The 26208-nt window shown below is 71.1% G+C and carries 21 protein-coding genes; 14 read left to right on the top strand and 7 right to left on the bottom strand.

Annotated elements, in window-relative coordinates; translation table 11 throughout:
- The first annotated feature begins 688 nt into the window (after positions 1 to 688).
- Positions 689 to 1666: a pseudouridine synthase gene (locus tag C3V41_RS03320; RefSeq protein ID WP_106110635.1), complete on the top strand. Its 978-nt coding sequence runs from the start codon at positions 689 to 691 to the stop codon at positions 1664 to 1666.
- A 161-nt stretch (positions 1667 to 1827) separates the two neighbouring features.
- A complete protein-coding gene (locus C3V41_RS03315; RefSeq protein WP_254423713.1) occupies positions 1828 to 2919 on the top strand; it encodes a prephenate dehydrogenase in 1092 nt (363 codons plus the stop codon).
- A 145-nt stretch (positions 2920 to 3064) separates the two neighbouring features.
- Here the strand turns inward: C3V41_RS03315 and C3V41_RS03310 are convergent, their stop codons facing one another.
- Genes C3V41_RS03310 through C3V41_RS03300 form a run of 3 tightly spaced genes read right to left on the bottom strand, consistent with a single transcriptional unit; the run spans position 3065 to position 4337 of the window.
- Positions 3065 to 3544, bottom strand: a complete 480-nt coding sequence (locus C3V41_RS03310; RefSeq protein ID WP_106109094.1) for a YbjN domain-containing protein — start codon at positions 3542 to 3544, stop codon at positions 3065 to 3067.
- Positions 3545 to 3592: 48 nt separating this feature from the next.
- Positions 3593 to 4063 carry a YbjN domain-containing protein gene (locus C3V41_RS03305; protein ID WP_106109093.1) on the bottom strand — a complete coding sequence of 157 codons (471 nt, stop codon included), beginning with the start codon at positions 4061 to 4063 and terminating at the stop codon, positions 3593 to 3595.
- A gap of 10 nt (positions 4064 to 4073) precedes the next feature.
- A complete protein-coding gene (locus C3V41_RS03300; RefSeq protein ID WP_106109092.1) occupies positions 4074 to 4337 on the bottom strand; it encodes a DUF7455 domain-containing protein in 264 nt (87 codons plus the stop codon).
- 159 nt (positions 4338 to 4496) lie between these two features.
- Here C3V41_RS03300 and C3V41_RS03295 point away from each other — a divergent pair, with 159 nt between their 5' ends.
- Both C3V41_RS03295 and C3V41_RS03290 read left to right on the top strand, forming a co-directional pair.
- The gene (locus C3V41_RS03295; RefSeq protein ID WP_254423661.1) at positions 4497 to 6629 is read left to right on the top strand and encodes a DNA gyrase/topoisomerase IV subunit B; all 2133 of its coding nucleotides are present in this window, start codon (positions 4497 to 4499) and stop codon (positions 6627 to 6629) included.
- Between the two features lie 89 nt (positions 6630 to 6718).
- A complete protein-coding gene (locus C3V41_RS03290; RefSeq protein WP_254423660.1) occupies positions 6719 to 7768 on the top strand; it encodes a GNAT family N-acetyltransferase in 1050 nt (349 codons plus the stop codon).
- 114 nt (positions 7769 to 7882) lie between these two features.
- On the opposite strand, the gene C3V41_RS03285 is transcribed toward C3V41_RS03290, so the two are convergent.
- A complete protein-coding gene (locus C3V41_RS03285) occupies positions 7883 to 10420 on the bottom strand; it encodes a DNA gyrase/topoisomerase IV subunit A (protein ID WP_106109089.1) in 2538 nt (845 codons plus the stop codon).
- A 95-nt stretch (positions 10421 to 10515) separates the two neighbouring features.
- Here C3V41_RS03285 and C3V41_RS03280 point away from each other — a divergent pair, with 95 nt between their 5' ends.
- Both C3V41_RS03280 and C3V41_RS03275 read left to right on the top strand, forming a co-directional pair.
- The gene (locus C3V41_RS03280; RefSeq protein WP_106110633.1) at positions 10516 to 11100 is read left to right on the top strand and encodes a DUF5998 family protein; all 585 of its coding nucleotides are present in this window, start codon (positions 10516 to 10518) and stop codon (positions 11098 to 11100) included.
- A gap of 56 nt (positions 11101 to 11156) precedes the next feature.
- A complete protein-coding gene (locus C3V41_RS03275) occupies positions 11157 to 12386 on the top strand; it encodes an alkaline phosphatase family protein (protein WP_174714751.1) in 1230 nt (409 codons plus the stop codon).
- Positions 12387 to 13102: 716 nt separating this feature from the next.
- On the opposite strand, the gene sepH is transcribed toward C3V41_RS03275, so the two are convergent.
- The gene (sepH, locus tag C3V41_RS03265) at positions 13103 to 14155 is read right to left on the bottom strand and encodes a septation protein SepH (RefSeq protein WP_106109087.1); all 1053 of its coding nucleotides are present in this window, start codon (positions 14153 to 14155) and stop codon (positions 13103 to 13105) included.
- Between the two features lie 289 nt (positions 14156 to 14444).
- On the opposite strand from sepH, the gene C3V41_RS03260 reads away from it, so the two are divergent.
- The 4 genes from C3V41_RS03260 to C3V41_RS03245 all read left to right on the top strand — a co-directional run bounded on the left by C3V41_RS03260 (position 14445) and on the right by C3V41_RS03245 (position 16601).
- On the top strand, positions 14445 to 14750 hold the full coding sequence (locus C3V41_RS03260) for a DUF4193 domain-containing protein (RefSeq protein ID WP_106109086.1): 306 nt from the start codon (positions 14445 to 14447) through the stop codon (positions 14748 to 14750).
- 65 nt (positions 14751 to 14815) lie between these two features.
- Positions 14816 to 15502, top strand: a complete 687-nt coding sequence (locus C3V41_RS03255; RefSeq protein ID WP_106109085.1) for a DUF3710 domain-containing protein — start codon at positions 14816 to 14818, stop codon at positions 15500 to 15502.
- On the top strand, positions 15499 to 15873 hold the full coding sequence (locus tag C3V41_RS03250) for an OB-fold nucleic acid binding domain-containing protein (protein WP_106109084.1): 375 nt from the start codon (positions 15499 to 15501) through the stop codon (positions 15871 to 15873). The genes C3V41_RS03255 and C3V41_RS03250 overlap by 4 nt, the downstream gene beginning before the upstream one ends.
- Entirely contained in the window at positions 15870 to 16601 is a 732-nt protein-coding gene (locus C3V41_RS03245; protein ID WP_106109083.1) for a DUF3159 domain-containing protein, read from the top strand. The genes C3V41_RS03250 and C3V41_RS03245 overlap by 4 nt, the downstream gene beginning before the upstream one ends.
- On the opposite strand, the gene C3V41_RS03240 is transcribed toward C3V41_RS03245, so the two are convergent.
- Positions 16598 to 17305, bottom strand: coding sequence for a potassium channel family protein (locus C3V41_RS03240; RefSeq protein WP_106109082.1), 708 nt, complete (start codon positions 17303 to 17305; stop codon positions 16598 to 16600). The two genes, C3V41_RS03245 and C3V41_RS03240, sit on opposite strands and share 4 nt — an antisense overlap.
- 3 nt (positions 17306 to 17308) lie before the next feature.
- Positions 17309 to 17974: a potassium channel family protein gene (locus tag C3V41_RS03235; protein ID WP_106109081.1), complete on the bottom strand. Its 666-nt coding sequence runs from the start codon at positions 17972 to 17974 to the stop codon at positions 17309 to 17311.
- 58 nt (positions 17975 to 18032) lie between these two features.
- On the opposite strand from C3V41_RS03235, the gene C3V41_RS03230 reads away from it, so the two are divergent.
- From C3V41_RS03230 to C3V41_RS12755, 4 genes are read left to right on the top strand one after another with little or no spacing between them, the layout of a single operon-like run.
- Entirely contained in the window at positions 18033 to 20096 is a 2064-nt protein-coding gene (locus C3V41_RS03230; RefSeq protein ID WP_106109080.1) for an APC family permease, read from the top strand.
- Positions 20093 to 21541: a class I SAM-dependent RNA methyltransferase gene (locus tag C3V41_RS03225; RefSeq protein ID WP_106109079.1), complete on the top strand. Its 1449-nt coding sequence runs from the start codon at positions 20093 to 20095 to the stop codon at positions 21539 to 21541. The genes C3V41_RS03230 and C3V41_RS03225 overlap by 4 nt, the downstream gene beginning before the upstream one ends.
- Before the next feature lie 15 nt (positions 21542 to 21556).
- The gene (locus tag C3V41_RS03220) at positions 21557 to 22069 is read left to right on the top strand and encodes a DEAD/DEAH box helicase family protein (RefSeq protein ID WP_217350951.1); all 513 of its coding nucleotides are present in this window, start codon (positions 21557 to 21559) and stop codon (positions 22067 to 22069) included.
- Entirely contained in the window at positions 22056 to 25769 is a 3714-nt protein-coding gene (locus tag C3V41_RS12755) for a hypothetical protein (RefSeq protein WP_129591468.1), read from the top strand. The genes C3V41_RS03220 and C3V41_RS12755 overlap by 14 nt, the downstream gene beginning before the upstream one ends.
- Positions 25770 to 26208 lie beyond the last annotated feature (439 nt).

Raw genomic sequence — 26208 nt, 5'->3', positions numbered from 1 at the left:
TGAGGTCGGTGGCCCGGTCGGGCGGGTGGTGGGGGTTGCGGACAGGTGGCGTGCGGGGTGCTCCCTGCTGGCTCCCCGGGACGTGTCAGGGCGGGTGATGGGGGTCCTGGGCCGGTGCCTGACCACCAGGACGCGGGGCGGTGGGGGCGTCTCGGTGGAGCAGGCCCTGTCCGCGGCGGGGTTCCTGGATACCGCCGGGGTGAGGGTCCTGGCGCCCGCGCTGGTGTACTGGTCGACCGTGCTCAGGTACCGCGAGAGGGTGCTGCGCCTGCTGGGGCGGCTGGGCCGCCGGGGGATCTGCCAGGTGGTGGCCCCCTGCGTCAGGAGGGAGCTGTCCACCCCGGTGGGGCTCGACTGGTGGGACTACCGCTGCCACGCCGGCATCCTCTACCACTTCGGCCTGTACGACGAGGTTGCCTGGGTCGCGGAGCGGGCCCTGGCCAGTGAGGACCCCGAGGTGCGTGAGGTCGGCCAGGACGAGGTCGAGCGCCTCCTGGACCTGGACGACGGGCAGAGGCCGCCCCGGGGCTGCCCCGAGGCGCCGGTGGGCGGGGCGGCGCGCCAGGGCGCCCGGTTGGAGGACGTGCCGGTGGGCGGGGCGGACGCCGGCGGTCTCGGGCATGATGGGGCCTGGACCGCAGCCCGGCGCCCCAGGCCACGGGCGGGTAGACACGAGCAGGGGAGGCCCATGAGTACGCGACGTACCTTTGACCAGGTCGCACCGGTAGGGGAGCTGGGTAGCGAGGAGTTCTACGACGAGGACGACCTGGAGGAGCTTGACGGCTCCGCTGGCGCCGGTGCCCTGGCCTCCTTCGACCAGGACGCCATCGGGGAGGACGAGGAGGCCCGGGAGCTCACCCGGCGCCAGCGCGCGTCCCGGGGCGGGCAGGACGACCCCTACGTGGTCGGCGGGGAGCGTCTGGCCAAGGTCATGGCCCACGCGGGCGTGGCCTCCAGGCGCGCCAGCGAGGCCATGATCACTGCCGGGCGGGTGAGCGTGGACGGGGTGACCGTGCGCGAGCCCGGCATGCGGGTGGACCCCGCCTCCCAGGAGATCCGGGTGGACGGCTCCCGCCTCCTGGCCGACCCCGACGTCCTGACGGTCATGCTGCACAAGCCCGCGGGCGTGGTCACCACCATGGAGGACCCCCAGGGGCGTCCCACCGTGGCCGGCCTGGCCGAGCGCTACCTGGACGAGCACGCCCAGGAGCTGGGCGTGCGGGAGCGGCCCCGCTTGGTCCACGTCGGCCGCCTCGACACCCAGACCGAGGGGCTGCTGCTGCTGTCCAACGACGGTGAGCTCTCCCACCGCCTGACCCACCCCTCCTACGAGATCGCCAAGACCTACGTGGCGATCGTGGAGGGCAGGGTGGCGCCGTGGGTGCCCCGCAAACTCAGGCGCGGCATCGAGCTGGAGGACGGCCCGGCCCGGGCCGACCGCGTGGTGGTCAAGGAAGCCGGCCCGCGCCGCTCGATCGTGGAGATCACCCTGCACTCGGGCAGGAACCGGGTCGTGCGCCGCATGCTGGCCGCCGTGGGCCACCCGGTGGTGCGCCTGTCCCGCACCCGCCTGGGGCCGCTGACCCTGGCGGGCCTGCGCCCGGGGCAGGTGCGTGCGCTGACCTCCCAGGAGGTCGTCTCCCTCCAGAGGGAGGTCGGGCTGTGAGCACCTCGGGGATCCCCGACGTCCCGGACCCGGCGGGCGGGAGGACGGACCAGGCGGGCGGGGGGACGGACCCGGACCCGAGGACGGAGCCGGGGGAGCGCCCCCCGGGCCCTGAGGACGGTGCGCCCCCGGCCCGGCGCACGGCCACGCAGGGCCCCGTCCTGGTGGTGGGCACCGGCCTGCTGGGTACCTCCCTGGCCCTGGCGCTGAGCGCCGCCGGCGTGGAGGTCCAGCTCTCCGACACCTCCCCGACCTCCCTGGCCCTGGCCCGCGACATGGGCGCCGGGCGCCCCCGCCGCCCGGGCGACGCCGAGCCGCGGCTCGTGGTCGTGGCCACACCCCCGGACGTGGCCGCCGACGTCGTCCTGCACGCCCTCGCCGCCCACCCCCACGCCGTGGTCACCGACGTCGCCAGCGTCAAGGACCAGGTGGTGGCCCGGGTCCGCCGGCACGGGGGGGCGGCGTCCGGACGCTACGTGGGCAGCCACCCCATGGCCGGCCGCGAGCGCTCGGGGGCCGCGGCGGCGGACTCCGACCTCTTCGCGGGCCGCCCGTGGGTGGTGGTCGCCGACGGCTCGTCGGCCCGGGCCGAGCTGGTCGTCCGCGACCTCGCCGTGGACGTGGGGGCGACCCCGGTGCGCATGGGCGCCGCCGAGCACGACGCCGCGGTGGCGGCCGTCAGCCACGTCCCCCAGCTCGTATCCTCCCTGGTGGCGGCCCGCCTGGAGGGGCTGCCCGAGTCCTGCCTGGCCCTGGCGGGCCAGGGGCTGCGGGACGTCACCCGCGTCGCCGCCTCCGACCCCCGCCTGTGGTCGGCCATCGTGGTGGCCAACGCGGGGCCGGTGGTCGGGCTGCTGCGGGAGGTCGCCGCGGACCTGGAGCGGCTCATTGAGGGGGTGGCCCCGGCCGCCGGCGAGGTCGGCGGGGAGGGGGCCGTCGCGGCTCCCGGTGCCGTGGGGGCGGTCACCGACGTCATGAGGCGGGGCAACACCGGTCAGGCGCGCATCCCCGGCAAGCACGGTGGGGCGCCGCGCCGCTACGCCCGGGTGCAGGTCCTGGTCCCCGACTCCGCCGGCGAGCTGGGGCGCCTGTTCTCCGACGTCGGTGCGGCGGGGGTCAATATCGAGGACTTCTCCCTGGAGCACTCCGCCGGGCAGAGCGCGGGCCTGGCCCTGCTGTCCGTGGTGCCCGGGGCCGCCGCCGGCCTGGAGCGGGCCCTGGAGGGGTGCGGCTGGCGCGTGGTGCGCGGCTAGCGGCCGCCACGGGCGCCCTCGCCCCGCCCGGACCCGCCCGTCCACCGGGGACGTGCTTTAGTCACCGGGAACGTACCCTTAGAGTACGTCACCGGTGACTAAGGTACGTCGCCCATGACTAAGGCACGTTGCTGAAGGGGAGGGGCTAGCTGGGCTGCTCCATGCCCAGGCGGGAGCGGACGTCGTCGAAGCACTTGAGGATCGTGGACATGGCGCAGTCCAGCTGGAGGTAGATCTGCTTGTCGGTCACCCCGTGCTCCCAGTCGATGGCCACGGCGGCGCCGATGGAGAAGGTCAGGCCCGCGTCGTCGTTCTCCCGCCAGAAGGCGGTGGGCCACAGGTGGTCCCGGTGCCACTCGTCCAGGGCGAAGCGTGCCTCGTCGAGCCTGGTCATGGGGATGTCCTCCTTGATGTACCCCAGGACGTTGAGGATCTCGTTGTTGTCGCCGCGCAGCAGGTAGGAGAAGAAGTCGCCGTCCCAGACGGCGGTCAGGTCACCGTCGTCGTCCTCGCTGTAGCGCCACCCCCGCTCGTCGAAGATCGCCGCCACCCGCTCCTTGGTCAGGGGGCTGACCCGCTGGGCGGGCTCCGACGTCGGGCTGCTGGCCCGGGACAACCAGGGCATGAGGGTTCTCCGTTTCTCCGTGAGGGTGGGTGAGGGCGGGCCGGGCCCCTAGCGGCCCAGGGCCTTGTCCATGGACTCGTACAGGGTCAGGGAGGTCCCGATCGAGCACCGTACGTGCTGGAGCAGCTGGTCGTCGGTGGCCCCCATCTCGCAGTCGAAGGCGTTGGAGGCCATGACCCGGATCTGGCCCTCGTCGTCCATCCGGTACCAGCTCTTGGGGAAGGGGCGCCGCCGGTGGGAGTCCTCCAGGACGTCGCGGACGGTCCCCACCCGGGCGGGGTCGACCGTCCCGGGGTACTGGGAGCGGATCACCAGGAGCTCGTCGTCGGAGCCGGTGATGAAGAAGTAGAAGGTGACGTCGTCCCACTGCCCGCCCAGGTCGCCGTCGGAGTCAATGAAGTAGTGCCAGTCCTGTCTCCTGAACAGGTCGATGAGCCGCTGCTGGCTGATGGGGGTGGGCACGAGCGGGTCCGGCTCGTCCGGCTTCGGAGCGCGGCCGAGGAAGGGGAAGGGGGCCATAGGGGTTACCTTAGCCTGCGGCCAGACGGCTGGTCTCGTCCTGGTAGAGCAGGGCGGCCTCGCGCAGGCGCGCCCCCGCCGCCCGGGCGTGGTGTCCGCAGAAGTAGAGCTCGCCCCGGCCCAGGACCACCCGGACGTAGGCCTGGGCGTTGCAGACGTCACATCGGTCCGCACTGGTCAGGGGGCGGGAGGTCGGCCGGGTCGTCGCGGCGGGGACGTCCTGGACCCGTGCGGGCACGGCCGGTGCGGTGACAGGGGCGCTCATCGCGTTCATGGCTGCATTGCAGCACGCCAGGGGGCCGTCGTGCCCGGTTCCGCGCCTCTGTCCGCCTCCGGCGCACGGCTTACGCCGACGGCGCAGGCGCCGGGGGCGGGGAAGGTACGGGCGGCGCGGCAGAACACGTGTTCGACGGATGTGGGCTAGATTCGCGCCGTGGCCCAAGACAACTCGTACTCCGCCCGGCACCTGTCCGTCCTGGAGGGACTGGAGGCGGTGAGGAAACGCCCCGGCATGTACATCGGCTCCACCGACCAGCGCGGCCTCATGCACTGCGTGTGGGAGATCGTGGACAACGCCGTCGACGAGGCCCTGGAGGGGCACGGGGACACCATCGGCGTCACCGTCCACGCCGACGGCTCCCTCGAGGTGCGCGACAACGGCCGGGGCGTGCCCGTGGACGTCGAGCCCTCCTCCGGCCTGACCGGCGTGGAGCTGGTCTACACCAAGCTCCACGCCGGCGGGAAGTTCGGCGGGGGCTCCTACGGGGCGGCCGGCGGCCTGCACGGGGTGGGCGCCTCGGTGGTCAACGCCCTGGCCGCGCGCATGGACGTGGAGGTGGACCGGGGCGGGAGGACCTACGCCATGAGCTTCCACCGCGGCGTGCCCGGGGTCTTTGCCGACCCCGTCGGCCCCGACGGCACCCCGCTGCCCGGCCCGGGGTCGCCCTTCACGGAGTACACGCGGGCCACCGAGCTGCGGGTGGTCGGCAGGGTCGGGCGCGGGGTCACCGGCACCCGCGTGCGCTACTGGGCCGACCCCCAGATCTTCCCCGCCCCCACCGACTACGACGCCGCGGCCCTGGCCGCCCGCCTGCGCCAGACCAGCTTCCTGGTGCCGGGCCTGACCCTGCGCCTGGTGGACGAGCGCCCGGGGGACCCGGAGCACGCCCCCGGCCAGGCGCGGACCTTCCTGGCCAGGGGCGGCACCGCCGACTTCGTGGACTTCCTGGCCACCGACGCCTCGGTGACCGACACCCTCCACCTGACCGGGTCGGGCACCTACACCGAGACCGTCCAGCAGCTGGACCAGGACAGCGGGCACCTGCGCCCGGTGGAGGTGGAGCGCACCTGCGCCGTGGACGTGGCCCTGCGCTGGGGCATCGGCTACGACACCACCGAGCGGTCCTTCGTCAACATTATCGCCACCCCCATGGGCGGCACCCACCTGACCGGCTTCGAGCAGGCCCTGGTACGGGTGCTGCGCAGGCAGATCGAGTCCAACGCCCGGGCCCTGAAGGTCACCACCAAGGACCCCCGCATCGAGAAGGACGACATCCTGGCGGGCCTGACCGCCGTGGTCACGGTGCGCGTGCCCGAGCCGCAGTTCGAGGGGCAGACCAAGGAGGTCCTGGGCACCGCCCCGGTGCGCGCCATCGTGGCCAAGGTGGTCGAGGCCGAGCTCACCGCCCTGCTGACCAGCCCCAAGCGGGACCTCAAGGCCCAGTCCCGGGCCCTGCAGGAGAAGGTCGTCGGCGAGATGCGCGCCCGGGTCAGCGCCCGGGTGCACAAGGAGATATCCCGGCGCAAGAACGCCCTGGAGACCTCCACCCTGCCGGCCAAGCTCGCGGACTGCCGCAGCGACGACGTGGGCTCCTGCGAGCTGTTCATCGTGGAGGGCGACTCCGCCCTGGGCACGGCCAAGAACGCGCGCAACTCCGAGTTCCAGGCCCTGCTGCCCATCCGCGGCAAGATCCTCAACGTCCAGAAGGCCTCCCAGGCCGACATGCTGCGCAACGCCGAGTGCTCGGCCATTATCCAGGTGGTGGGCGCCGGGTCCGGGCGCACCTTCGACCTGGACTCGGCCCGCTACGGCAAGGTCATCCTCATGACCGACGCCGACGTGGACGGCGCCCACATCCGCACCCTGCTGCTGACCCTCTTCTTCCGCTACATGCGCCCCATGGTGGAGGCCGGGCGGGTCTTCGCGGCCGTCCCGCCCCTGCACCGGGTGGAGGTGGCCGCCAAGGGCAGGCGCCGCAAGGAGGTCATCTACACCTACTCCGACGCCGAGCTGGTGGACACCCTGCGCCGCCTGGAGAGGGCCGGGCGCACCTTCAAGGAGCCCCAGCGCTACAAGGGCCTGGGGGAGATGGACGCCCACCAGCTGGCCGAGACCACCATGGAGCCCGGGCACCGCACCCTGCGGCGCATCACCGTGGAGGACGAGGCCGCCCTGGCCGAGGCCGAGGGCGTCTTCGAGCTGCTCATGGGCGCGTCGGTCGAGCCCCGCCGGGACTTTATTATCGCCGGTGCCAGGGACATCGACCGCGAGCGCATCGACGCCTGACCCGCGCCCGGGGCGCCCCGGGGCAAAGGTCACGGGACGGTAACGTCCCTGCGGTAGCCTGGCAGCCACACCGACCCCAGGAGGTCCCCTTGACTCCCGTCTACGGCGGCCCCCGGCGGGGTACCGCCTGGTCAATGCTCCGACCCGGCCTGCGCTCCGCCCTACCCCGCCTCCTGAGCTGGTCCCCGCTGGGGCCCGCGGACAACACCGACCTCGCCGCGCTCATCGCCCGGGCGGAGCAGGCTGACAACCCTCCCTTCCGCACCAGCGCGGAGGAGACGGCCGAGTACTTCCTCGACCCCACCTACTCGGGGGTGGCCGGGCGTGACGAGGACGGGCTCATGCGGGCCTTCGGGCTGGTGCGCCTGCGCCCGGCCGCTGAGATCTTCGCCTCCATGAGCGGGGTGGTCGACCCCGCCTGGCGCAGGCGCGGCATCGGCATGGCCCTGCTGCACTGGCAGGCCGAGCGGGCCCGCCACCTGGTGGGGGCCGAGCGCAGCGGCCGGGCGTCCCCGGAGGGGGGCAGGCCGGTGCCCGCCCACGTGGTGACCACCGTCATGGAGGACGACGAGGGCCTCAAGGACCACCTGGCCGAGCTCGGCTTCGAGCCCCGGCGCTGGTACCGGGAGGTGCGCAGGTCCCTGAGCGAGCCGATCCCGCACGTGCGGACCGACGGGTTCCTGACTATCGAGCCCTGGACGGCGGAGCGTGAGGACGCGGTGCGCCGGGCCCACAACGAGGTCATCGGCCAGGGGTGGGGCAACCAGGTCCTCACCCCCGAGGAGTGGTCGGTGGGGCGCGCCTTCTTCGCCCCCTCCTGGAGCCTGGTGGCCGTGGACCGCTCCGGGGACCGGGACCGGGTGGCCGGCTACCTGCGCAGCGCCCGCTACGAGCAGGACTGGCAGGCCCTGGGGTGGTCCGAGGGCTACACGGACATGCTGGGGGTGCGCGCCCAGTACGTCGGGCGGGACGTGGGCCGGGCCCTGCTGACGGCGGCCATGCGCGCCTACGCGGCCGACGGCATGGACTACGCGGCGGCGGGGGTGGACTCGGAGAACCCCAGCGGGGCCGTCGACCTGTACGAGGGCCTGGGCTACCACGCCACCCGCGGCACCATCCTCTACGGCCTGGACGTGTGAGGGGCCCGGGGCGGGGGTGCTGTCTCCCGGGGGGCGGCCCGGCCCCGGGAGACAGCCTGACCGTTCCCCGGGAGACAGCCCGGCCCCGGGCGTCCCCGCCCGCGGGGACGGGCGTCACCCGACGGCGGCGATGGGGGCGGGTGCGGGCGTGCCGGAGGCGTCGCGGCGCTCGTCGGCCTCGGGCAGGTCCACGGCCCGGCCCCGGGCGTCCACGGCTCGGGCCGGCCCCAGGCCCACCCAGGCCAGGGTCAGGTGGTCCTCCCCGCGCAGGAAGCGCTGGGCGCGCACCCCCCCGGTGGCCCGCCCCTTGGCGGGGTAGCGGTCCAGGGGGGTGACCTTGACGCTGCCCGCGCTCGTGCCCGGCAGGGCCTGCCGGGCCCCGGCCACGGTGACCACCAGCGCCTCGGACACCAGGTCGGCCGGGACGCGGCCCGCGGCGACGACCCGGGCGCCCTCGTGCAGGCTGATGCCCGCCATGCCCCCGGCCCCCCGCCCCTGGGGGCGTACCCGGGCGGCCTGGAAGCGCAGCAGCTGGGCGTCGGAGGCCACCAGGACGATGACGTCGGTGTCGGCCGCCGTGGACGCCCAGACCACCTCGTCGCCCTCGGCCAGGGAGATGACCTCCCAGGCGTCGCCGTTCCTGGGCTCGTCACCGACCTTGACCCGCTTGACGACCCCCTGGGACGTGGCCAGGGCGATCGGCGCGGCCGGGCCGTCCCCGCCACGGTCCGACCCGGCCAGGGGGACCAGGCCCACCACGGTCTCGGCGTCCTCGAGCTCCGCCAGCAGGCCTGCGGGCGTGCCCCCGTCCAGGGCGGGCGCCCCCTGGGTGCGGGCCACCTCCGGGACGGAGACCACCTCCAGGCGTACCAGCCGCCCCCGGCTGGTGACCGCCCCGACCTGGCCGCGCACGCTGCCCGCCACCTGGGAGGCCAGCGCGTCGTGGGCCTGGCGCGCCCCGGTGCGGGGCACCGCCTGCGCCCCGGGCACGCGGGCCACCAGGCCGGTGGCGGACAGCAGCACCCGGCAGGGGTCGTCGGGGATGGTCAGGGGCACGTCCCTGGCCCCGGCCACGAGGCTGACCGCCGGGCCCGCCTCCTGGGGCCCGGCGTCGGCCCCCGGGGTCGGGGGCCCGGCCACCGCGACGCCACCGGGTGACTCCATCAGCGCCGTGCGCCGCGGGGTGCCCAGCTCCCTGGCCACCTGCGCCAGCTCCCTGGAGACCAGGCGGCGCAGCCGGGCGTCGTCGGCCAGGACCGCCTCCAGGTCCTTGATCTCACGGGCCAGCTCGTCACGCTCCTTCTCCAGCTCGATGACGGAGAACCTGGTGAGCCGGCGCAGCTGGAGCTCCAGGATGTAGGAGGCCTGGGGCTCGGAGAGGTCGAGGGCCTCCATGAGGCGCGTCCGGGCGGCGGTGGCGTCGTCGCTGGAGCGGATGAGCGCGATGACCTCGTCAATGCTGACCACGGCCACCAGGAGCCCGTCCACCAGGTGGGCCCGCTCACGCCGCCTGCCCAGGCGGAAGCGGGTGCGTCGCCTCACCACCGCCAGGCGGTGGCCCACGAACACCTCCAGCAGCTCACGCAGGCCCAGGGTGCGGGGCTGGCCGTCCACCAGGCACACGTTGTTGATGCTGAAGGAGTCCTCCAGGGGCGTGTACCGGTAGAGCTGGGCCAGGACCGCCTCGGGGTTGTAGCCGTTCTTGACGGTGACCACCAGGCGGGTGCCGTTGTGGCGGTCGGTCAGGTCCGCGATGTCGGCGATGCCCTGGAGCTTCTTGGAGGCCACCGTCTCCTTGACCCGGGCGATGACCTTCTCCGGGCCCACCAGGTAGGGCAGCTCGGTGATGACAATGCCCTTCCTGCGGGGGGTGAGGTTCTCCACGCGGGCCACCGCCCGGGTGGAGAAGCGGCCCCGCCCGGTGCGGTAGGCCTCCCGGATCCCCTCCAGGCCCACCACCACGCCGCCGGTGGGCAGGTCCGGGCCGGGCACGAGGGCCGTCAGGTCCTCCAGGGTGGCGTCCGGGTGGCTGACGAGGTGGCGGGCCGCGGCCACCACCTCGGCCAGGTTGTGGGGCGGCATGTTCGTGGCCATGCCCACCGCGATGCCCGAGGCCCCGTTGACCAGCAGGTTGGGGAAGGCCGCGGGCAGCACCTCGGGCTCGGTGAGGGTGTAGTCGTAGTTGGGGGAGAAGTCGACGGTGTCCTGGTCGATGTCCGCCGTCAGCGCCAGCGCCGGGGCGGCCAGGCGCGCCTCGGTGTAGCGGGGGGCCGCCGGGCCGTCGTCCAGGGAGCCGAAGTTGCCGTGCCCGTCCACCAGGGGCAGGCGCATGGTGAAGGGCTGGGCCAGGCGCACCAGGGCCTCGTAGATGGCCGTGTCCCCGTGCGGGTGCAGGCGTCCCATGACGTCGCCCACCACCCGGGAGGACTTCACGTGGGGCCGGTCGGGGCGCAGGCCCATGCGGTCCATCTGGAACAGGATGCGCCGCTGGACCGGCTTGAGGCCGTCGCGGGCGTCGGGCAGGGCGCGCGCGTAGATGACGGAGTAGGCGTACTCCAGGAAGCTGGTGCGCATCTCCACCGACAGGTCCTGCTCGACGACCTCGCCGTCGCCGTGCACGGAGGAGGGAGGCGTCGAGGGCTGAGGAGTCATGGCGGCATTATGGCCTGCCCCTCCGACGTGCCCGCGCAGGGCGGGGCGTGAGGTGGACGGCGCCGCCTGGGCCCGGCGGTGGCACAATGGCGGCCATGACGCAGCCCTCCCCTACGGACGCAGACGCGGCCACCACGCTCGCCGCCCAGGTCGCCCGCGCCGGCTACTACCCCGAGCTGGTGCTGGCCTCCCTCGACCTGGCCCTGGGGGCCGAGGAGGTCGTGGCCGACCTGGTCCAGAGCGAGACGACCTTCGGGGAGGACGTCCACCGGCACGTGACCGTCATGGCGCTGACCGCCACGCGCCTGGTCATCGTCCACGTCGACGACGTCCCGGGCCCTGACGGGGCCCCCGGGGCCGTCGCCACCAGCGAGGCCGTGCCCGTGTCCTCCATACGCTCGGTGGTCCTGACCCGCGCGGTGACCAGCCCGGCCGACGCCGGGGGGGTGCTCACCGAGCTGACCATCGCCGTGGCCTGGGGCGCCGTACGCCGGCTGGACCTGGAGCCGGCCTCCTGCCCCGACCCCGCCTGCAAGGCCGACCACGGCCTGACCGGCACCTCCGTGCCCGAGGACGTCGTCATCCGGGTGGCCGCGGGGGTCGAGGGCGCCCACGCCCTGGCCCGTGCCGAGGCCTTCGCCCGCAGCCTGTCCGCCGCGACCGCGCGCTCGCCGTGGTGAGCCCCGTGCCCCCCGGTCCGGGGAACGCGGCACGGCCCCGCCCGGGGGCGGGGACCGTGACCGGGGCGACCGGCGTGCCCCACCTGCGTGAGGTGCTCGCCGCCGCCGCCGTCAGCTCCGGCCTGCACCTGCACGGCACCGTCCCGGGGGCCCTGACCCACGACCAGGCCTGCCGGGCCGCCCGCTCCTGGGGCCTGGGCCAGGACCCCGGCGGGACCGTGCTGGTCATGGCCGACGGGCTGGGCCTGGAGCTCCTCCTCCAGCGGCGCGGGCACGCACCCACCCTGCGCTCGTGGCTGGCCGAGGCCGAGTCCGCCCCCACCCTGGAGGCCACCACCTGCGCCCCCACCACCACCGCGGCTGCCCTGACCACCCTGGGGACCAGCGCCCTGCCCGGGACCACCGGCATGGTCGGCTACAGCGTGGTCAACCCCGCCCACCAGCCCCTGCCCCCCGATGCCACCCCCTGCCGGGAGCACCTCCTGTGCCTCATCTCCTGGGAGGGCCAGGACGCCCCCGCCCCCCGCGCCTGGCAGGACGTCCCCACCGTCTTCGAGCGCCTGCGCCCCGCCGCCCGCGCCGCCGCCCCCCTGGCCGTGGCCGTCACCCCCGCCCGGTTCGCCGGCTCGGGGCTGACCGAGGCCGCCCTGCGCGGGGCCCGTCACGTCGGGGCCGACCGCCTCGAGGACCGTCCCGCCCACGCGGTCAGGGCCCTGCGCCGCGGGGTCCCCCTGGTCTACCTCTACGTCGGCGAGCTCGACCACGCCGGGCACGCCCACGGCTGGCGCTCCCAGCAGTGGCTCACCCAGCTCGAGCGCCTCGACAGGGCCCTGGACCACCTCCTGCGCGCCGTGCCCGCGGGCACCCGGGTCGTCCTGACCGCCGACCACGGCATGGTGGACACCGACGCCGACCACCGTGTCACCGTCACCGACCACCCGGACCTGGTCCGGGACGTCACCGCGGTGGCCGGCGAGCCGCGCCTGACCTCCCTGTGCGTGCGCGGCTCGGACCCCGACCTGGCCCACGAGGTGGCCCGGCGCTGGCGCGACCACCTGGGCCAGGCCGCCCTGTGGGTGGGCACCCGCGAGCAGTCCGCCGCGCTGCTGGGGCCCCTGTCACCGCGTGCCCGGGGTGTCGTGGGGGACGTCCTGGTGGCCATGGCCGGCTCCTGGGTCGTCGTCGACCCCCGCGTCCACGCCCCCGCCGCCATGGCCCTGCCCGGGGTCCACGGCTCCCTGACCCGTGCCGAGACCAGCGTCCCCCTGCTGGTGCGTCGCGCCTGAGGCCCAGGCCCGGCCCGACCTGGGAGGGAAGACGACCACGGTTCCCTGGTCGGGAGCGGTGTCCTCCTGCCGGGGCGCCGGGGTGGGCTGGGCCCCGTCCGGCCGGGGCGGGCCGGAGCGGTCCTTGTGCATCTTGAGGTGGAAGGCGAACTCGACCACGTCGATCACGCGTTCCTGGGCGGGAGCGGGCTCCTCCTCCCAGGGCATCGGGGTGAGCGGGTCGGAGTAGTCCCTGTGTGGCTTGTCGTGGGAGGCGGATTCGACCATGTCCATCGGGAGTCCGAGAGTAACGTCCTCCTCCTGCCGAGGTCGTCGGGGTGCCGGGGTGGGTCGGGTCCCGTCCGGCCTGGCGCCGAAGACGATCTCGTCCCAGGAGGGTATGCGCCTGCGGGGCTCGGGTTTCTCCGGGCCGGTCTCGGGCTCTGCTGGTTCGGGCTCCTCCGGGCCGGTCTCGGGCTCTGCTGGTTCGGGCTCCTCCGGGCCGGTCTCGGGCTCTGTCGGCTCCCTGTCCTGGGTGTCGTGGTCAGCGTCAGCTACCGGGGTGGGCTGGGTCCCGTCCGGCCTGGCGTTGAAGACGATCTCGTCCCAGGAGGGCAGGCGCCTGTGGGGCTCGGGCTCCTCCCCGGGCTCTGTCGGCTCCCTGTCCTGGGTGTCGTGGTCAGCGTCAGCTACCATGGCCGTCTCCCTTGCAGTCAGTGGTTACGGGCGGTGGCGCCCTACTCGGGCTTGGCGCCGAAGACGATCTCGTCCCAGGAGGGCACCTGCTGGCGGCGCTTGCGCTTGCGCTGGGAGCGGCGGGGTTCCTCCAGGACGCCGTCCTGGACGATCTCCTCCTCCACGGGGCGCTGGGTGCCGGTCAGGGCCGTCTGCACGCCGGCGGTGGTGCGCACGGCCCCCGTGAGCGTGTGTACCGCCCCGGTCACCGGCGCCTCGGAGGGGGCCTGGGCCGACGCCTGGCCGTAGGCGCGGCGGTGGTCCGACATGGACAGCACCTGGGCCTGCCCCTCCTCGTCGGCCTCCCGGATGTCGTCCTCGTCCTCCTCCGGGGGCTCCAGCACCGTCAGGCGCCGGCCCCGGTTGGAGGCCAGGTTCTCCAGGAGCACGTCGGTGCCGGTGGGGGAGACGGACTCGGCGTCCTCGGGGTGGGAGGACGCCCCGGAGGCCTCGGTGTCCTGGTCGAAGACCGAGGGGCGGCGCCCCAGCGAGGCGGCCTCGGTCAGCCAGCGGGCCTCGTCGTCCAGGGCGATGACCGAGCGTGCCGGCAGGTTGAGCTCCCAGCGGGCCTCCTTCTCCTCGGCCCCCTGGATAAAGGTCAGGGTGATCTGCCAGGGGTCGCGGCCGTGGCGCAGCGCGTCCCAGCTCAGGGTGGCGGGATCCACCCCGCGGGTGGCCAGGCGGTCCACGACGAGCTCGCCCAGGACGGGGGAGTCCTTCTCCCAGCCGATTCGGTAGGACTGGGCCTGCCGGACCGCGTTGTGGCGCTCGGCGCTCACCGGGCCCTCGAACCGGGAGACGTGGTCCACCGTCAGGCCGGTGGCCGTGGCCACCTCCTGGACGGAGGCCCCCGAGCGCAGCAGGGCCTGGATGTCACGCGGACGCACCGGCGTGCCGGGGGCCGGGGGCTCCTCGGCGGACGGACGGGCGGAGGGGCGCTCCCTGCGGACCGCCGCGCGCAGGGCGTCGTCGACCACAATGTTGTACCGCGTCCCGCGCGCGTCGGTCATCACGACGCTGTCGCCGTTGGCGCCCAGCAGCTCGAGCTCGATCATGGACGGGCCTCCTCGTGTCGCGCTGTCCGCATCCCAGACTGCCATCACCGGTGGTGTCAGGGGCGGAGGCTGGCCGGTGTGGCACATTGTGACGCGGCAGCCGCCCCGAATCCACCCGTACCTGTTCGCCCACAGCCCCTATGACAGACCCGGCTCCGGGTGCCCGGGGGCGGTTAGCGGTGCTACTGTGCGCGTGCCTCGCCCGGCGCGCGGACCCGCTTACCACAGTGAGACCGGCCACGTCCCGGGCACCCAGTGCCGTCGACGAGCGAGAGAGAGTGACGAGGCCATGGCAACTGACTACGACGCCCCGCGCAAGAACGATGACGAGCCGGAGGCCGATTCCATCGAGGAGCTCACCGCCCGCCGCAAGGACCACTCCCAGGAGGCCATCGAGGAGGACGAGAACGAGGTCGCCGAGGGCTTCGAGCTGCCCGGCGCCGACCTGTCCCGCGAGGAGCTCAGCGTGCACGTCGTACCCCAGGCGGAGGACGAGTTCACCTGCTCGGAGTGCTTCCTGGTGCACCACCGCAGCCAGCTCGCCTACGTCGACGACGCCACCGGCCTGCCGGTGTGCACCGACTGCGCCAGCTGACACCGGCCGTCCCGGCCCACCACCACGCCCGCCGACGGCGGGCCACACCACCCAAGGAGCCCGTCATGGGTCTGTTCTCCCGCCACCGTGCCGCCCGCGTCGCCGACGCCGCCCCCGAGCCCGCCCCGCCCGACCCGGACCCCCAGGGGCCCTGGGACGCGGCCGCCGTACCCGAGGCCGTCAGCACGGCCTCCTACATTGACCTGGGCTCCCTGCGCGTGCCCGCCGTGGCCGGCATGCAGCTGCGCCTGGAGAGCATGACCCCCGACGGCCACCCCACGGCCGCCGTCATCGTCCTGGCGGGCTCCAGCCTGGAGCTGCGCGCCTTCGCCGCCCCGCGCACCACCGGGATCTGGGAGGAGCTGCGTGAGGACATCACCCTGGAGCTGCGCCGCGGCCGGGCCCGCACCTCGGTCACCGACGGCCCCCACGGCCCGGAGATCACCAGCCAGGTGCCGGTACGCGACTCCCAGGGCCACGAGGCGGTGGTCAACGTGCGGTTCATCGGCGTGGACGGCCCCCGCTGGTTCCTGCGCGGCGTCCTCCAGGGGCGGGCCGCCTCCGACGAGGCCGCGGCCGCCCCCCTGCGCGAGGTCCTCGACCAGGTCGTCGTGGTACGCGACTCCCAGGCCCGCCCGCCCCGCGAGATCCTGCCCCTGCGGGACCCCTCGGCGGCTGCCGGCCCGGAGCCGGAGGACCTGCCCGGGCTCGACCCCCTGCGTCCCGGGCCGACGATCGCCGAGGTCCGATGAGCCTGGCCGGACGCGCCCACGACCTGCTGGCGGCCCTGCGCTGGAGCCGTGAGGACCTGGACGCGCGCGACGAGGCGGCCTCGGCCAGCGCCCGCGGCACGGTCCCCATCGGCGACCTCACCCCGCGCAGCCCCGCCCGGGTCTCCGGGGTGCTGCGCGCGGTGACCTACCGACCCGCCACCGCCAAGCCCGTCCTGGTGGGCCAGCTCTTCGACGGCACCGGCAGCGTGGACCTGGTGTGGATCGGACGGCGCTCCATCGCCGGGGTGACCCCCGGCAGGCACCTCATCGCCTCGGGCACCGTGGTGGCGGGCCGGGCCCGCCCCGTCATCTACAACCCCGCCTACGAGCTCCTGGTGCCAGGCGCATGAGCACCCCACCGGCCCGCCCGGCCCGGGGGGTGGGCGCCCTGGGAGCGCAGTCCTTCGACGCCCTGGCCGCCCTGGGCGGGTGGCGCGGCGTCACCGAGTCCGTGGCCCCCACGCTCGTCTTCGTCCTGGTCCTGGCCGCCCGGCCCAGCGCCCTGCTGGCGGCCCTGGGGGCCTCCCTGGCCCTGAGCGCCCTGGCCCTGGCGGCCCGCCTGCTCCGCCACGAGCCCCCCACCCAGGCCGTGGGCGGGGCCGCCCTGGCGGCCCTCAGCGCCGCCTGGGCCTGGCACAGCGGCAGCGCCACCGACTTCTACGCCACCGGCCTGCTCGTCAACGCCGCCTGGCTGGCCGGCTCCCTGGCCTCCCTGGCCCTGGGCTGGCCGGTGGTCGGCCTCGCCCTCAACGGCGTCCAGGCCCTGGCGGGCGCCACGGGAGCCGGGGGGCAGGACGCCGCCCAGGCCCCCCGGGACGCCCCGGCCCCCTGGGCCTGGCGCACCGACCCCGGCCTGCGCCACCTCAATCGGCGCTACCGGCTGGGGACCTGGATCCTGGCCGCCATGTTCGCCACCCGCCTGGCCGTGGAGACCCCCCTGTACCTGGCCGGCGCCACCGGCCCCCTGGGGGCGGCCCGCCTGGCCCTGGGCGTCCCCCTGTTCGCCCTGACCCTCTGGCTCATCTGGCTGCTGGTCGGCCCCGCCCACCACGCGGCCCCCGATACCACCGCCCCCTAGAGCAGCTCGTCCAGCTCCTCGGGGGCCGGCGCGTCGTCCTCGGGGGAGAAGATCAACGGGATCTCGCCCAGCGTGCCCTCACCCTCCCTGGCGGTCAGGAAGATCAGCTCGTCCCCGCGCTCAAAACGCTCGTCCCTGTCAGGGTTGATCGGACGGTACTCACGCAGGATGGCGGCCAGCACCGTGTGCGGGGGCAGGGGGATCTCGCTGACCAGCTCACCGATGACCGGCGAGTCGTCAGGCAGGGTCAGCTCGTGCATGAGCGCCCCGGACTGGTGGAAGGAGAACACCGGCACCAGCGACCCCACCGAGACCGCCTCCTCCACCAGGGAGGTCATGATACGCGGGGTCGACACCGACACGTCCACGCCCCAGGCCTCGTCAAAGAGCCACTCGTTCTTGGGGTTGTTGATCCGCGCCACCACCTGGGGGACCCCGAACTCCGTCTTGGACAGCAGGGAGACCACCAGGTTGGTCTTGTCGTCCCCCGTGGCCGCCACCATGACGTCGCAGTCCCCCACACCGGCCTCGGTCAGCATGTCGATGTCACCGGCGTCAGCCAGGTGCCAGTCCGCCTCAGGCACCGAGGCGATACGCATGGCCTCAGGGGACCGGTCGATCAGGACCACACGGTGCCCGTGGCTAATGAGCTCACGGGAGATGGAGCACCCCACCGACCCGGCCCCGGCGATAACGATCTTCATGACTCACACCTCACTGGCAGGGGGACGGGACAGGGCACGCTGCACGGCACCCACACGCTCGGAGACCACCGCCACGTGCAGCCGGTCCAGATCCTGGACCACCGTGGCCGCCTCGGGCAGCAGGGCCGACGAGCCCCGGGAGATCCAGGCCACCCGCACCCCCAGGCGCTCCTCCAGGGACGACACCGTCATCCCCACCCAGGCGCCCGCCACGTCAGGCTGCACCAGGCTCACCGCCCCCGAGGCGTCGACCATCTCACTGGCCGCGCCCCCGGGCAGGACGTGACGCATCATCTGGTCAGCGGTCTGACGCACCGTCGCCACCGTCGGGATCCCCAGGCGCTCGTAGATGTCGGCCCGGCGGGCGTCGTAGATACGCGCCACCACCCGCTCCACCCCGAAGCTCTCCCGGGCCACCCGCGCGGCCACGATATTGGAGTTGTCCCCGTTGGAGACCGCCGCGAAGGCGTAGGCCTCGTCAATGCCCGCCTGCTCCAGGGAGTCACGGTCATAGCCGATCCCCTTGACCTTACGGCCGTTGAAGGTAGAGGGCAGGCGCCTGAAGGCGTCCGAGCTCTGGTCGATCACCGACACCGAGTGCCCCATCCGGTCCAGCTGCGTGGCCATGGAGGCGCCCACGCGCCCACAGCCCATAATGACGAAGTGCACGGGGCCAACCGTACCCCTCGTCCCGCCCCGGAGCGGCCACGGAGTAGCATCTGAGTTTGTGCGTGACTTCGCTGACCGCCTCAAACGGCTCCTCGTCGGCCGCCCGGTACCCAGCCAGGCCCTGGGGGAGACCCTCCTCCCCAAACGGATAGCCCTGCCGGTCTTCGCCTCCGACGCCCTGTCGTCCGTGGGGTACGCCCCCGACGAGGTCTTGGTCACCCTCGCCGTGGCGGGCCTGGCCGCCACCGCCCTGTCACCCTGGATCGCCCTGGCGGTCGTCGGCGTCCTGGTCGTCGTCGTGGCCTCCTACCGCCAGACCGTCCACGCCTACCCCTCCGGCGGCGGGGACTACGAGGTGGTCTCCACCAACCTGGGCTCCCACGCCGGCCTCCTGGTGGCCTCCGCCCTCCTGGTCGACTACGTCCTGACCGTCGCGGTCTCCGTCTCCTCGGGCACCTCCTACCTGGCCGCCGCCGTACCCTCCGTGGCCCCCTACAAGGTCCAGGTCGCCGTCGGCGTCGTCACCCTGCTGGCCGTGCTCAACCTACGCGGCTCCAGGGAGTCCGGCGGCGCCTTCGCCGTCCCCACCTACCTGTACATGGCCGCCATCGGCGCCATGGTGGTGGCCGGGCTCTTCCAGGAGCTCACCGGCCACCTGGGACGCGCCGAGTCCGCCGGCTTCGACATCGTGGCCCAGCCCGGCTGGGACCAGGGCCTGGCCGGCCTGGCCGGGGCCTTCCTCATCCTGCGCGCCTTCTCCTCAGGCTGCGCCGCCCTGACCGGCGTGGAGGCCATTAGCAACGGCGTGCCCAGCTTCCAGCGCCCCAAGTCCAGGAACGCCGCCACCACCCTGCTCCTCCTGGGCTCCATCGCGGCCCTCATGCTGCTGAGCATCATCCACCTGGCCGGCGCCACCGGCGTCCACATGGTGGAGAACCCCGCCACCGGCCTGACCAGCAACGGCCAGCCCCTGGGCGCCTCCTACCACCAGGACCCCGTCATCGGGCAGATCGCCGCCACCGTCTTCTCCGGCTTCAAGCCCATGTTCTACCTGGTCACCGCCGTGACCGGGCTCATCCTCGTGCTGGCCGCCAACACCGCCTTCAACGGCTTCCCCGTCCTGGCCAGCGTCCTGGGCCGCGACGAGTTCCTCCCCCGCCAGCTCTCCCAGCGCGGCGACCGCCTGGCCTACTCCAACGGCATTATCGTGCTGTGGCTGGGAGCCGTCGCCTTCATCGTGGGCTTCCAGGCCGACACCAACAGCCTCATCCAGCTCTACATCGTGGGCGTGTTCATCTCCTTCACCCTGTCCCAGGTCGGCATGGTGCGCCACTGGACCCGCGAGCTGGCCACCGTCACCGACGCCCGGTCGCGCTCACGGATGCGGCGCTCGCGGGTCATTAACGCCGTGGGGGTGGCCGGCACCGGCCTGGTGCTGGTCATCGTCCTGGTCACCAAGCTCACCCGGGGTGCCTGGGTCACCCTGACGATCATGGGCTTCCTCTACCTGGTCATGAACCGTATCCGGCGCCACTACCAGCGGGTGGCGGAGGAGGTGGCCGTGGCCGACCTCCACGACTCTCGGGTCCTGCCCGCCCACGTCCACGCCATCGTCCTGGCCTCACGCCTCCACCAGCCCACCCTGCGGGCCCTGACCTACGCCCAGTCCACCCACCCGACCTCCATCGAGGCGGTGACGGTGGACACCGGCAACGGCGCGGCCGAGGAGCTGCTGGACGCCTGGGACGACGCCGAGCTGCCGGTGCCGCTGACGGTCCTGGACTCGCCCTTCCGTGACATCACCCGCCCCATCGTCTCCTACGTGCGCAGCGTGCGCCGGGAGTCCCCCCGCGACCTGGTGGTGGTCTTCCTGCCGGAGTACCTGGTGCGCCACTGGTGGGAGCAGGTCCTGCACAACCAGACGGCGCTGCGGATCAAGACGGCGCTCCTGTTCACCCCCGGCGTGGTCGTGGCCTCCGTGCCCTGGCAGCTGGGCCTGGGGGAGGGGGCCCGCCTGAGCCGTACCTCCCGGAGCCGTACCGACATCCAGGACGCCGACGTCGCCTCCCGTGACGCCGACGCCAGCCGCCTGGCCCCCCTGCCTCACGAGGAGCAGCCATGACCCCCACCCCGTCCGCCGCGCCCGCCCGCCCACGGCCCTGCCCCCAGGCCCCCGGCGGGGGCGGGACAGCCCCCGAGCTGCTGGAGCTGGACGCCGGTGCCCCCGCCCACGGAGGCTTCTGCGTGGCCCGCAAGGACGACGACCCCACGGGCGTGGTGGTCCTGGTCCGCCACTGCCTGCCCGGGGAGAGGGTCCGGGCCCGGGTAACCGCCAGGGCCTCCAGGGTCTGGTACGCCGAGGCCGTCGAGGTCCTCCGGGCCTCACCGGACCGGGTGAGCCCGGTGTGGGCGGAGGCTGGCCCGGGGGGCGTGGGCGGCGGCGAGCTCTCCCACGTGGCCCTGGGCGCCCAGCGCACCTGGAAGCGCTGGGTGCTGGCCGACTGCCTGCGGCGGATCGGGGGAGGCGACGTCGTCCAGGCCGTGGAGGCCCTGCCCGGGGCGGCCCCGGGGCAGGCCGTGGCCGTGGAGGCCCTGCCCTCCGAGCTGGCCGCGCAGGCCAGTGACGACCCCCGCACCCGGGCCCGGGCGGGCACCCGGACGCGCACGCGCGTGTCCCTGGAGGTCACCGCCCAGGGGCGGGCCGGTATGCACGGCTTCCGCTCCGGGCAGGTCCTGGAGGTCCGGCAGCTGCCCCTGGCGGTCGCGCCGATCCAGCAGCTGGGCCTGACCCAGGACCGGCGGTGGCGCCACCACTACCGTCCCGGTGCCCGCCTCACGGCGGTGGCACCCAGCACCGGCGAGCCCCTGGTCGTCGTCGGCGAGGAGGTCCTCACCGCCCGGGCCCGTCCCACCGGCCGGAGGCGGGTCACCGAGGTCGTGGACGCCACCGCCCTGGGGCTGGGCGAGCTGCGCTACCACGTCCACGTGGGCGGCTTCTGGCAGGTCCACCGGGACGCGCCCCGGGTCCTGACCGAGCGGGTGGTGCGGGCGGTGGTGGAGGACCACCCCACCGCGGCGGGCGGCCACCCGGGCCCCGGCGCCCTGAGGGCCGACGGGCTGCGGGTCCTGGAGCTGTACTCCGGCTCGGGGCTGCTGACCCTGCCGCTGGCCGCCCTGGGGGCCCGGGTGACCTGCCTGGAGGGATCCGCCCAGGCCGTGGCCGACGCCCGCAGGAACCTCCACGACCACCCCGACGCCCGCCTGGTGACCGGGGCCGTCACGGCGGACTCGGTCACCGAGCTGGGGAGCTCCTTCGGACCCGGCCGGGGGCGGGGGGCCGACGTCGTCGTCCTGGATCCCCCGCGGCGGGGGGCCGGGCGGCGGGTGGTGGAGGCCGTGGCCGCGCTGGGTCCCTCCCGGGTGGTCCTGGTGGCCTGCGACCCGGCCGCCCTGGCCCGGGACCTGGCCGCCTTCCTGGGCCTGGGGTTCAGGCTGGGGGACCTGGCCGCCCTGGACATGTTCTCCCACACCCACCACCTGGAGGCGGTCGCCGTCCTGACCCGGTAATCCCGTAAAATGTAGGTGTCGGCGCTCCCCACCGGTCCGGTGGAGGGCAAGCCGCTAGACCGCGGCACCATCGTCAGGTACCGGCAAGCTAGGGAGGTGAGGTGCATGGCGCATGTGAGCGAGTACGAGATAAACCGCTACCGCATTTACGCGGTCAAGGCTGCCAAGAGGCGCGTGCTGGAGTCGAACCAAAACGGATACGTGTTCGCCTGCACCGGCTCGGGTAAGACCCTAACTTCGTTCAAGCTTGTCCAGCTGCTGCGCGACGAGTCGAGGGTGGATAAGGTCGTGTTCCTCATCGACCGCAAGGATATCGACGACCAGACGGTGGCTGAGTGCAACAGCTTCGAGAAGGACTGCGCAGGCATGCCCACCTCGACGCGCGTGCTCGTGAGCCAGCTCAAGGACGACTCGGCGCGGCTCGTCGTGACGACCATTCAGAAGATGGCGACCGCCGTACGCGCCAAAAAGTATGAGAACGTGACGGACGTCTACCGCACAAAAAGGTCGTGCGATGAGCAACAGTAACCCCACCCCTCCGCGAGCCATTTCTCCCGCCTTGAGCGTTGACAATCCTGAGCTGATTTCGGCGGCCGAGTTGAATCAGTGGGCGGACAGGGGCGACGCCAAGCAGGCGTTCCCAGAACTAATGCGGCGACTGCTTGCCCAGACTCCTGGAATTACAAACATAGACATCCGCGCCCACGAAGGCACATCTGCGCCGGGATGGGACGGCACCGCCGACTCTACCGGCTCATCCTTTCTCCCCGCAGGGAAATTGCGTTTCGAGTTCGGGACAGGCAAGGACTCAAAGAAAAAAGCGGAAAGTGACTATAAAAAGCGCGCCAACGATAAGAGGATGACAGGTGACTATGTATTCGTTTTCGCAACGCCGCGGAACTGGCCGGACGCACAGAAGTGGGAAGTTAACCGTACTAACGACGGGATTTTTGCGCAAGTCAAGTCTATCGATGCACATGTCCTCGAGGGCTGGTTGCAGGATACACCCTCGGTACACTATTGGATCTCAGAACGACTGGGCCGCCGTCCTCGGGCAGTCAGCACCCTACAAAATTGGTGGGAATCCTTCCAAGGAAATTCAAAGATCAGCATTCCGCCCGAGTTTTATACGGCGGGCCGCAAGTCCCAGAGCGATAAGTTAGTAAGTCTGTTACTGTCGGCAGGTTCCGGCGATACGATTCCTGTCGTTAAGTCGTCCTGTGTCGACGAGTCGTTGGCATTCATTTACGCGGCGTTGGTGGACGCTCCCGATCTTCTCGAACTGGCAATGGTCGTTGCAACTCCGGATGCATGGCACCAGTTGGCGATGTCTCCTACAAGAGAACTCCTGATACCCACATTCAATCATCCAGATTTGCATGCCGTGACTCATGGGCATCGCGTCGTACTCGTCGCGGGAAGAGATTCATGCGTTCGTCGCGATGAAGATGCTATAGAACTTCCGAAGATTGGAAGGGCTACGGCAGTTGAGGTACTGCAAAAACTAGGTCTGCGTCGCCCCGAACATGTAGTGGCACTCGCCCGACGGAGTATTCCAGCTTTTCTGCGCTCGGTGTCTCGTAATCCTTCGTTTGAGAAACCCGAATGGGTGCAAAGCGCAAAGAAAGCTGCCGTATTGGCTCCACTAGTCCTTGTGGGTTCTTGGGACGACAGCAAGGACGATGATAAGCGGGGGGTCGAAGAGTTTGTTGGCTTGCCGTTTAAGGAGATCACTTGCCTCCTGAAGGATCTCTGTAACTACCCAGATGCGCCGTTCGTGCAATCAGGAGGGGACTGGCGTCTTACAAACCCAGCAGAAGCAGCTGAGCTACTACTCCCTGAGTTGGATTCTGATATCCTTGCGCGTTGGGATAAGTTCGTGCTCGACGTGCTGCTGATCGACGATCCATTTGCTAATCTGACAACCAACGAACGTTTTGTCGCACAGCTTCGGGGCATGAAGCCGCGCTATTCAGACACGTTACAAAGGCATGTCGCTGAGGGGCTGGCGCTGGCGGCGACAACCGCATCAGTCAACCTAAATATACCACGCCTCCAAGGTTACGTCGATCATACAGTGGAGCTATTGTTTCAGCAAGCTTATCAAGATGCAAGTGGAGCTAAGCTAGCCGTTCTGTCCAAGTCATTCTCTTTCCTGGCCGAAGCGTCGCCCGATGTTTTCTTGAAATCTTTAGAGGGAGGTCTGACCGCCGACAAACTGCTTGTCAGAACACTGTTTCGAGATAGTTCTGATTCAAACTGGCTTTTTGAACCCTTGTCACCACATTCTAATCTCCTGTGGGCGCTCGAAAGATTGTGTTGGTCGGCAGACCATTATGGCCTGGCTACATCAATGCTCGCGAAGCTTATAGCTATCGACCCTGGCGGGAGAATGGCGAACCGCCCTCTGGATAGTCTACATGCATTCACATCCGGTTGCGCTCCTTACGGAGCCGCTTCTGCGGAGGACAAGATTACTGCTATAAGACGGGCGGTCAAGCTTTCCCCTGATACAGGGTGGGAACTCATAATGAAACTGTGGCCTTCTCGTGGCACGGTCACTATGATGGCTCCTAATAAACCTCAGTATCGGGATTGGGAGCCGTCACAAGACGGTGGCACGCGTGACGAATTAGATCGATACGTTAAGGGCCTGGTTGACCTTGCTCTTGACTCGGCTGGAGACTCGGCAGACCGATGGGTAGAAATTATTGAGAGGATTGGCAACACGCTTGCCGCGGAACGTCCCAAAATAATTGACGCTCTTCGCAATGCACTATGTAGGTCGTCATGGTCACCCGACGAGGTGTACCGGGTGTGGAGCGCGTTAACGAATCTCATTGAACGGCACACGCGGTTGTCTGATGCCGACTGGGCAATGCCCGATACTGTGCTTGCTGAACTCAGAGGAATTGCGACCAAACTTGAATCGTCGACTGATCCTCGTCATAACTCACGACTATTTGATTGGGATAGTTTTATGGTTATAGACGGCCTCAAGCACGGTGACGATGGATTCGAAGAACGACTAGAGGAGAAACGCCGACAGGCGGTAAAGTGTACCGTCGATCAAGGAATTGAGGCGATAAAGGCCCTCATAGAGAACGCGAAGCGGCCAAATGTTGTTGGAGAACATCTCGCGCAGATCGATGGCGTTTGCCGGTCAGATCTTCTCGTCTGGCTCGATGCTGAGTCGTCTCAGCTCCGGTGCGCTGTCATCGCCTATGCCTGGTGTAAGGTGGTGAACCATGGGGTCGGCTGGCTGAAAGCAGCACTTGAGGAAACCTCTCTCAGTGATAACGCTCAGAAACTGCTCATGTCGTCCGTGCCCATTGGTAAGACATACACCGAAGCTGGCCAGCTATTCCTTGAACATAACCGTCCCTGGCAGGCCGTCGATATTGCGTGGACCATTCTTTACGCTGGGCAAGAGCTAGACGTTGACTTCGTCAAGAGCGCGCTATGTGCTGCTTGCCGTGCGGCAGATACGTATAACCCGGTAAACGATACTGAGTATGCTGTCTCGGAACTGCTAAAGTGGCTGGAGCGTGAGGCTCCGGACGACCCGGTCCTTCCAGGCCTAGAATTTCAGTTCTTCGATTTTCTCCACGACCATAATCCGTCCAGTGCGCTTTACAGGGCGCTTGGCGGCAGTCCCGCTGACTTTGTTCGGCTGGTGAGGTCGGTCTACGTCCGAGAGCCGGACGAGATGGAAGGTAGCGATAAAGAACAGAAGGAAGCCTGTTCCCGGCGCTCCTGGAACGTCCTGAATGAGTGGAGCATACTTCCGGGGCCTCGTGAGGATGGCACGGTTGACAGGGACCATCTTCTTGGCTGGGTAAAACAGGCGCGTGATTTGCTTGCGCAGTGCGACTGCCTGGATGTAGGTGATTCTCAGATTGGACACGTGCTATCTTGCAGCCCTGATGATACGGATGGCGTCTGGCCAGCTGTGGCAGTGCGCGATGCTGTTGAGGAAGTAGCGAGCGAAAGAATGGATTCCGGAATCATCAAGGGGAAGCTGAATAGACGAGGCGTGTCGTTAAGAGGGGTGTTTGACGGCGGAAGTCAAGAGCGAGACCTTAGCGGTCAGTATTCGAGAATGGCCCGACAAGTGGCCAATCGCTGGCCGCGAACAGCGACCATCCTCCGTGCCATTGCATCGGAATACGAAGGAGAAGCGCAATTTTTTGACATGCAGGCGGAACGCCTGGCTGATGACGGGTGATATAATCACTCCCCCAGCGCACGTACCAGGCGGCGGGATCTCTCGGGTATGGGGTCCAGGACGCGGATACCATCACCGATGTAGATCGATTCAGTCCTCGTCCTTACCGTTGAATCGGTGGCGAGCGATGTCGAGGTGTCCATCGTGCTCGACAGTGGTGCCCCGGGCAACCCGTGCGCTGCGGGCCACGGACAGCCGGTAGAGGCAGAGCAGGACAGCGGCGTACGCGCCGAGACGATCGTCGTGCTCGACAGGGTCTGGAGGGACGAGGGGTGCCCGCCGTGGCCGATGTGGGCTGCGACGCGCGGAGCCAGCGGTGCCAGGGTGGGAGCTCGTAGCCGCCCAGGTGCTGCTCGCTGGCTGCGGCCCGCCCGCTGAATGCACGCGGACGGGCTTGCGTAAAGCGAGCCGCGTGACGCCGTGTTGACGCCGTGTCACA

The sequence above is a fragment of the Actinomyces sp. oral taxon 897 genome (assembly GCF_002999235.1).
Lineage (GTDB): Bacteria > Actinomycetota > Actinomycetes > Actinomycetales > Actinomycetaceae > Actinomyces.
This window is presented reverse-complemented; position numbering and strand designations above follow the sequence as displayed.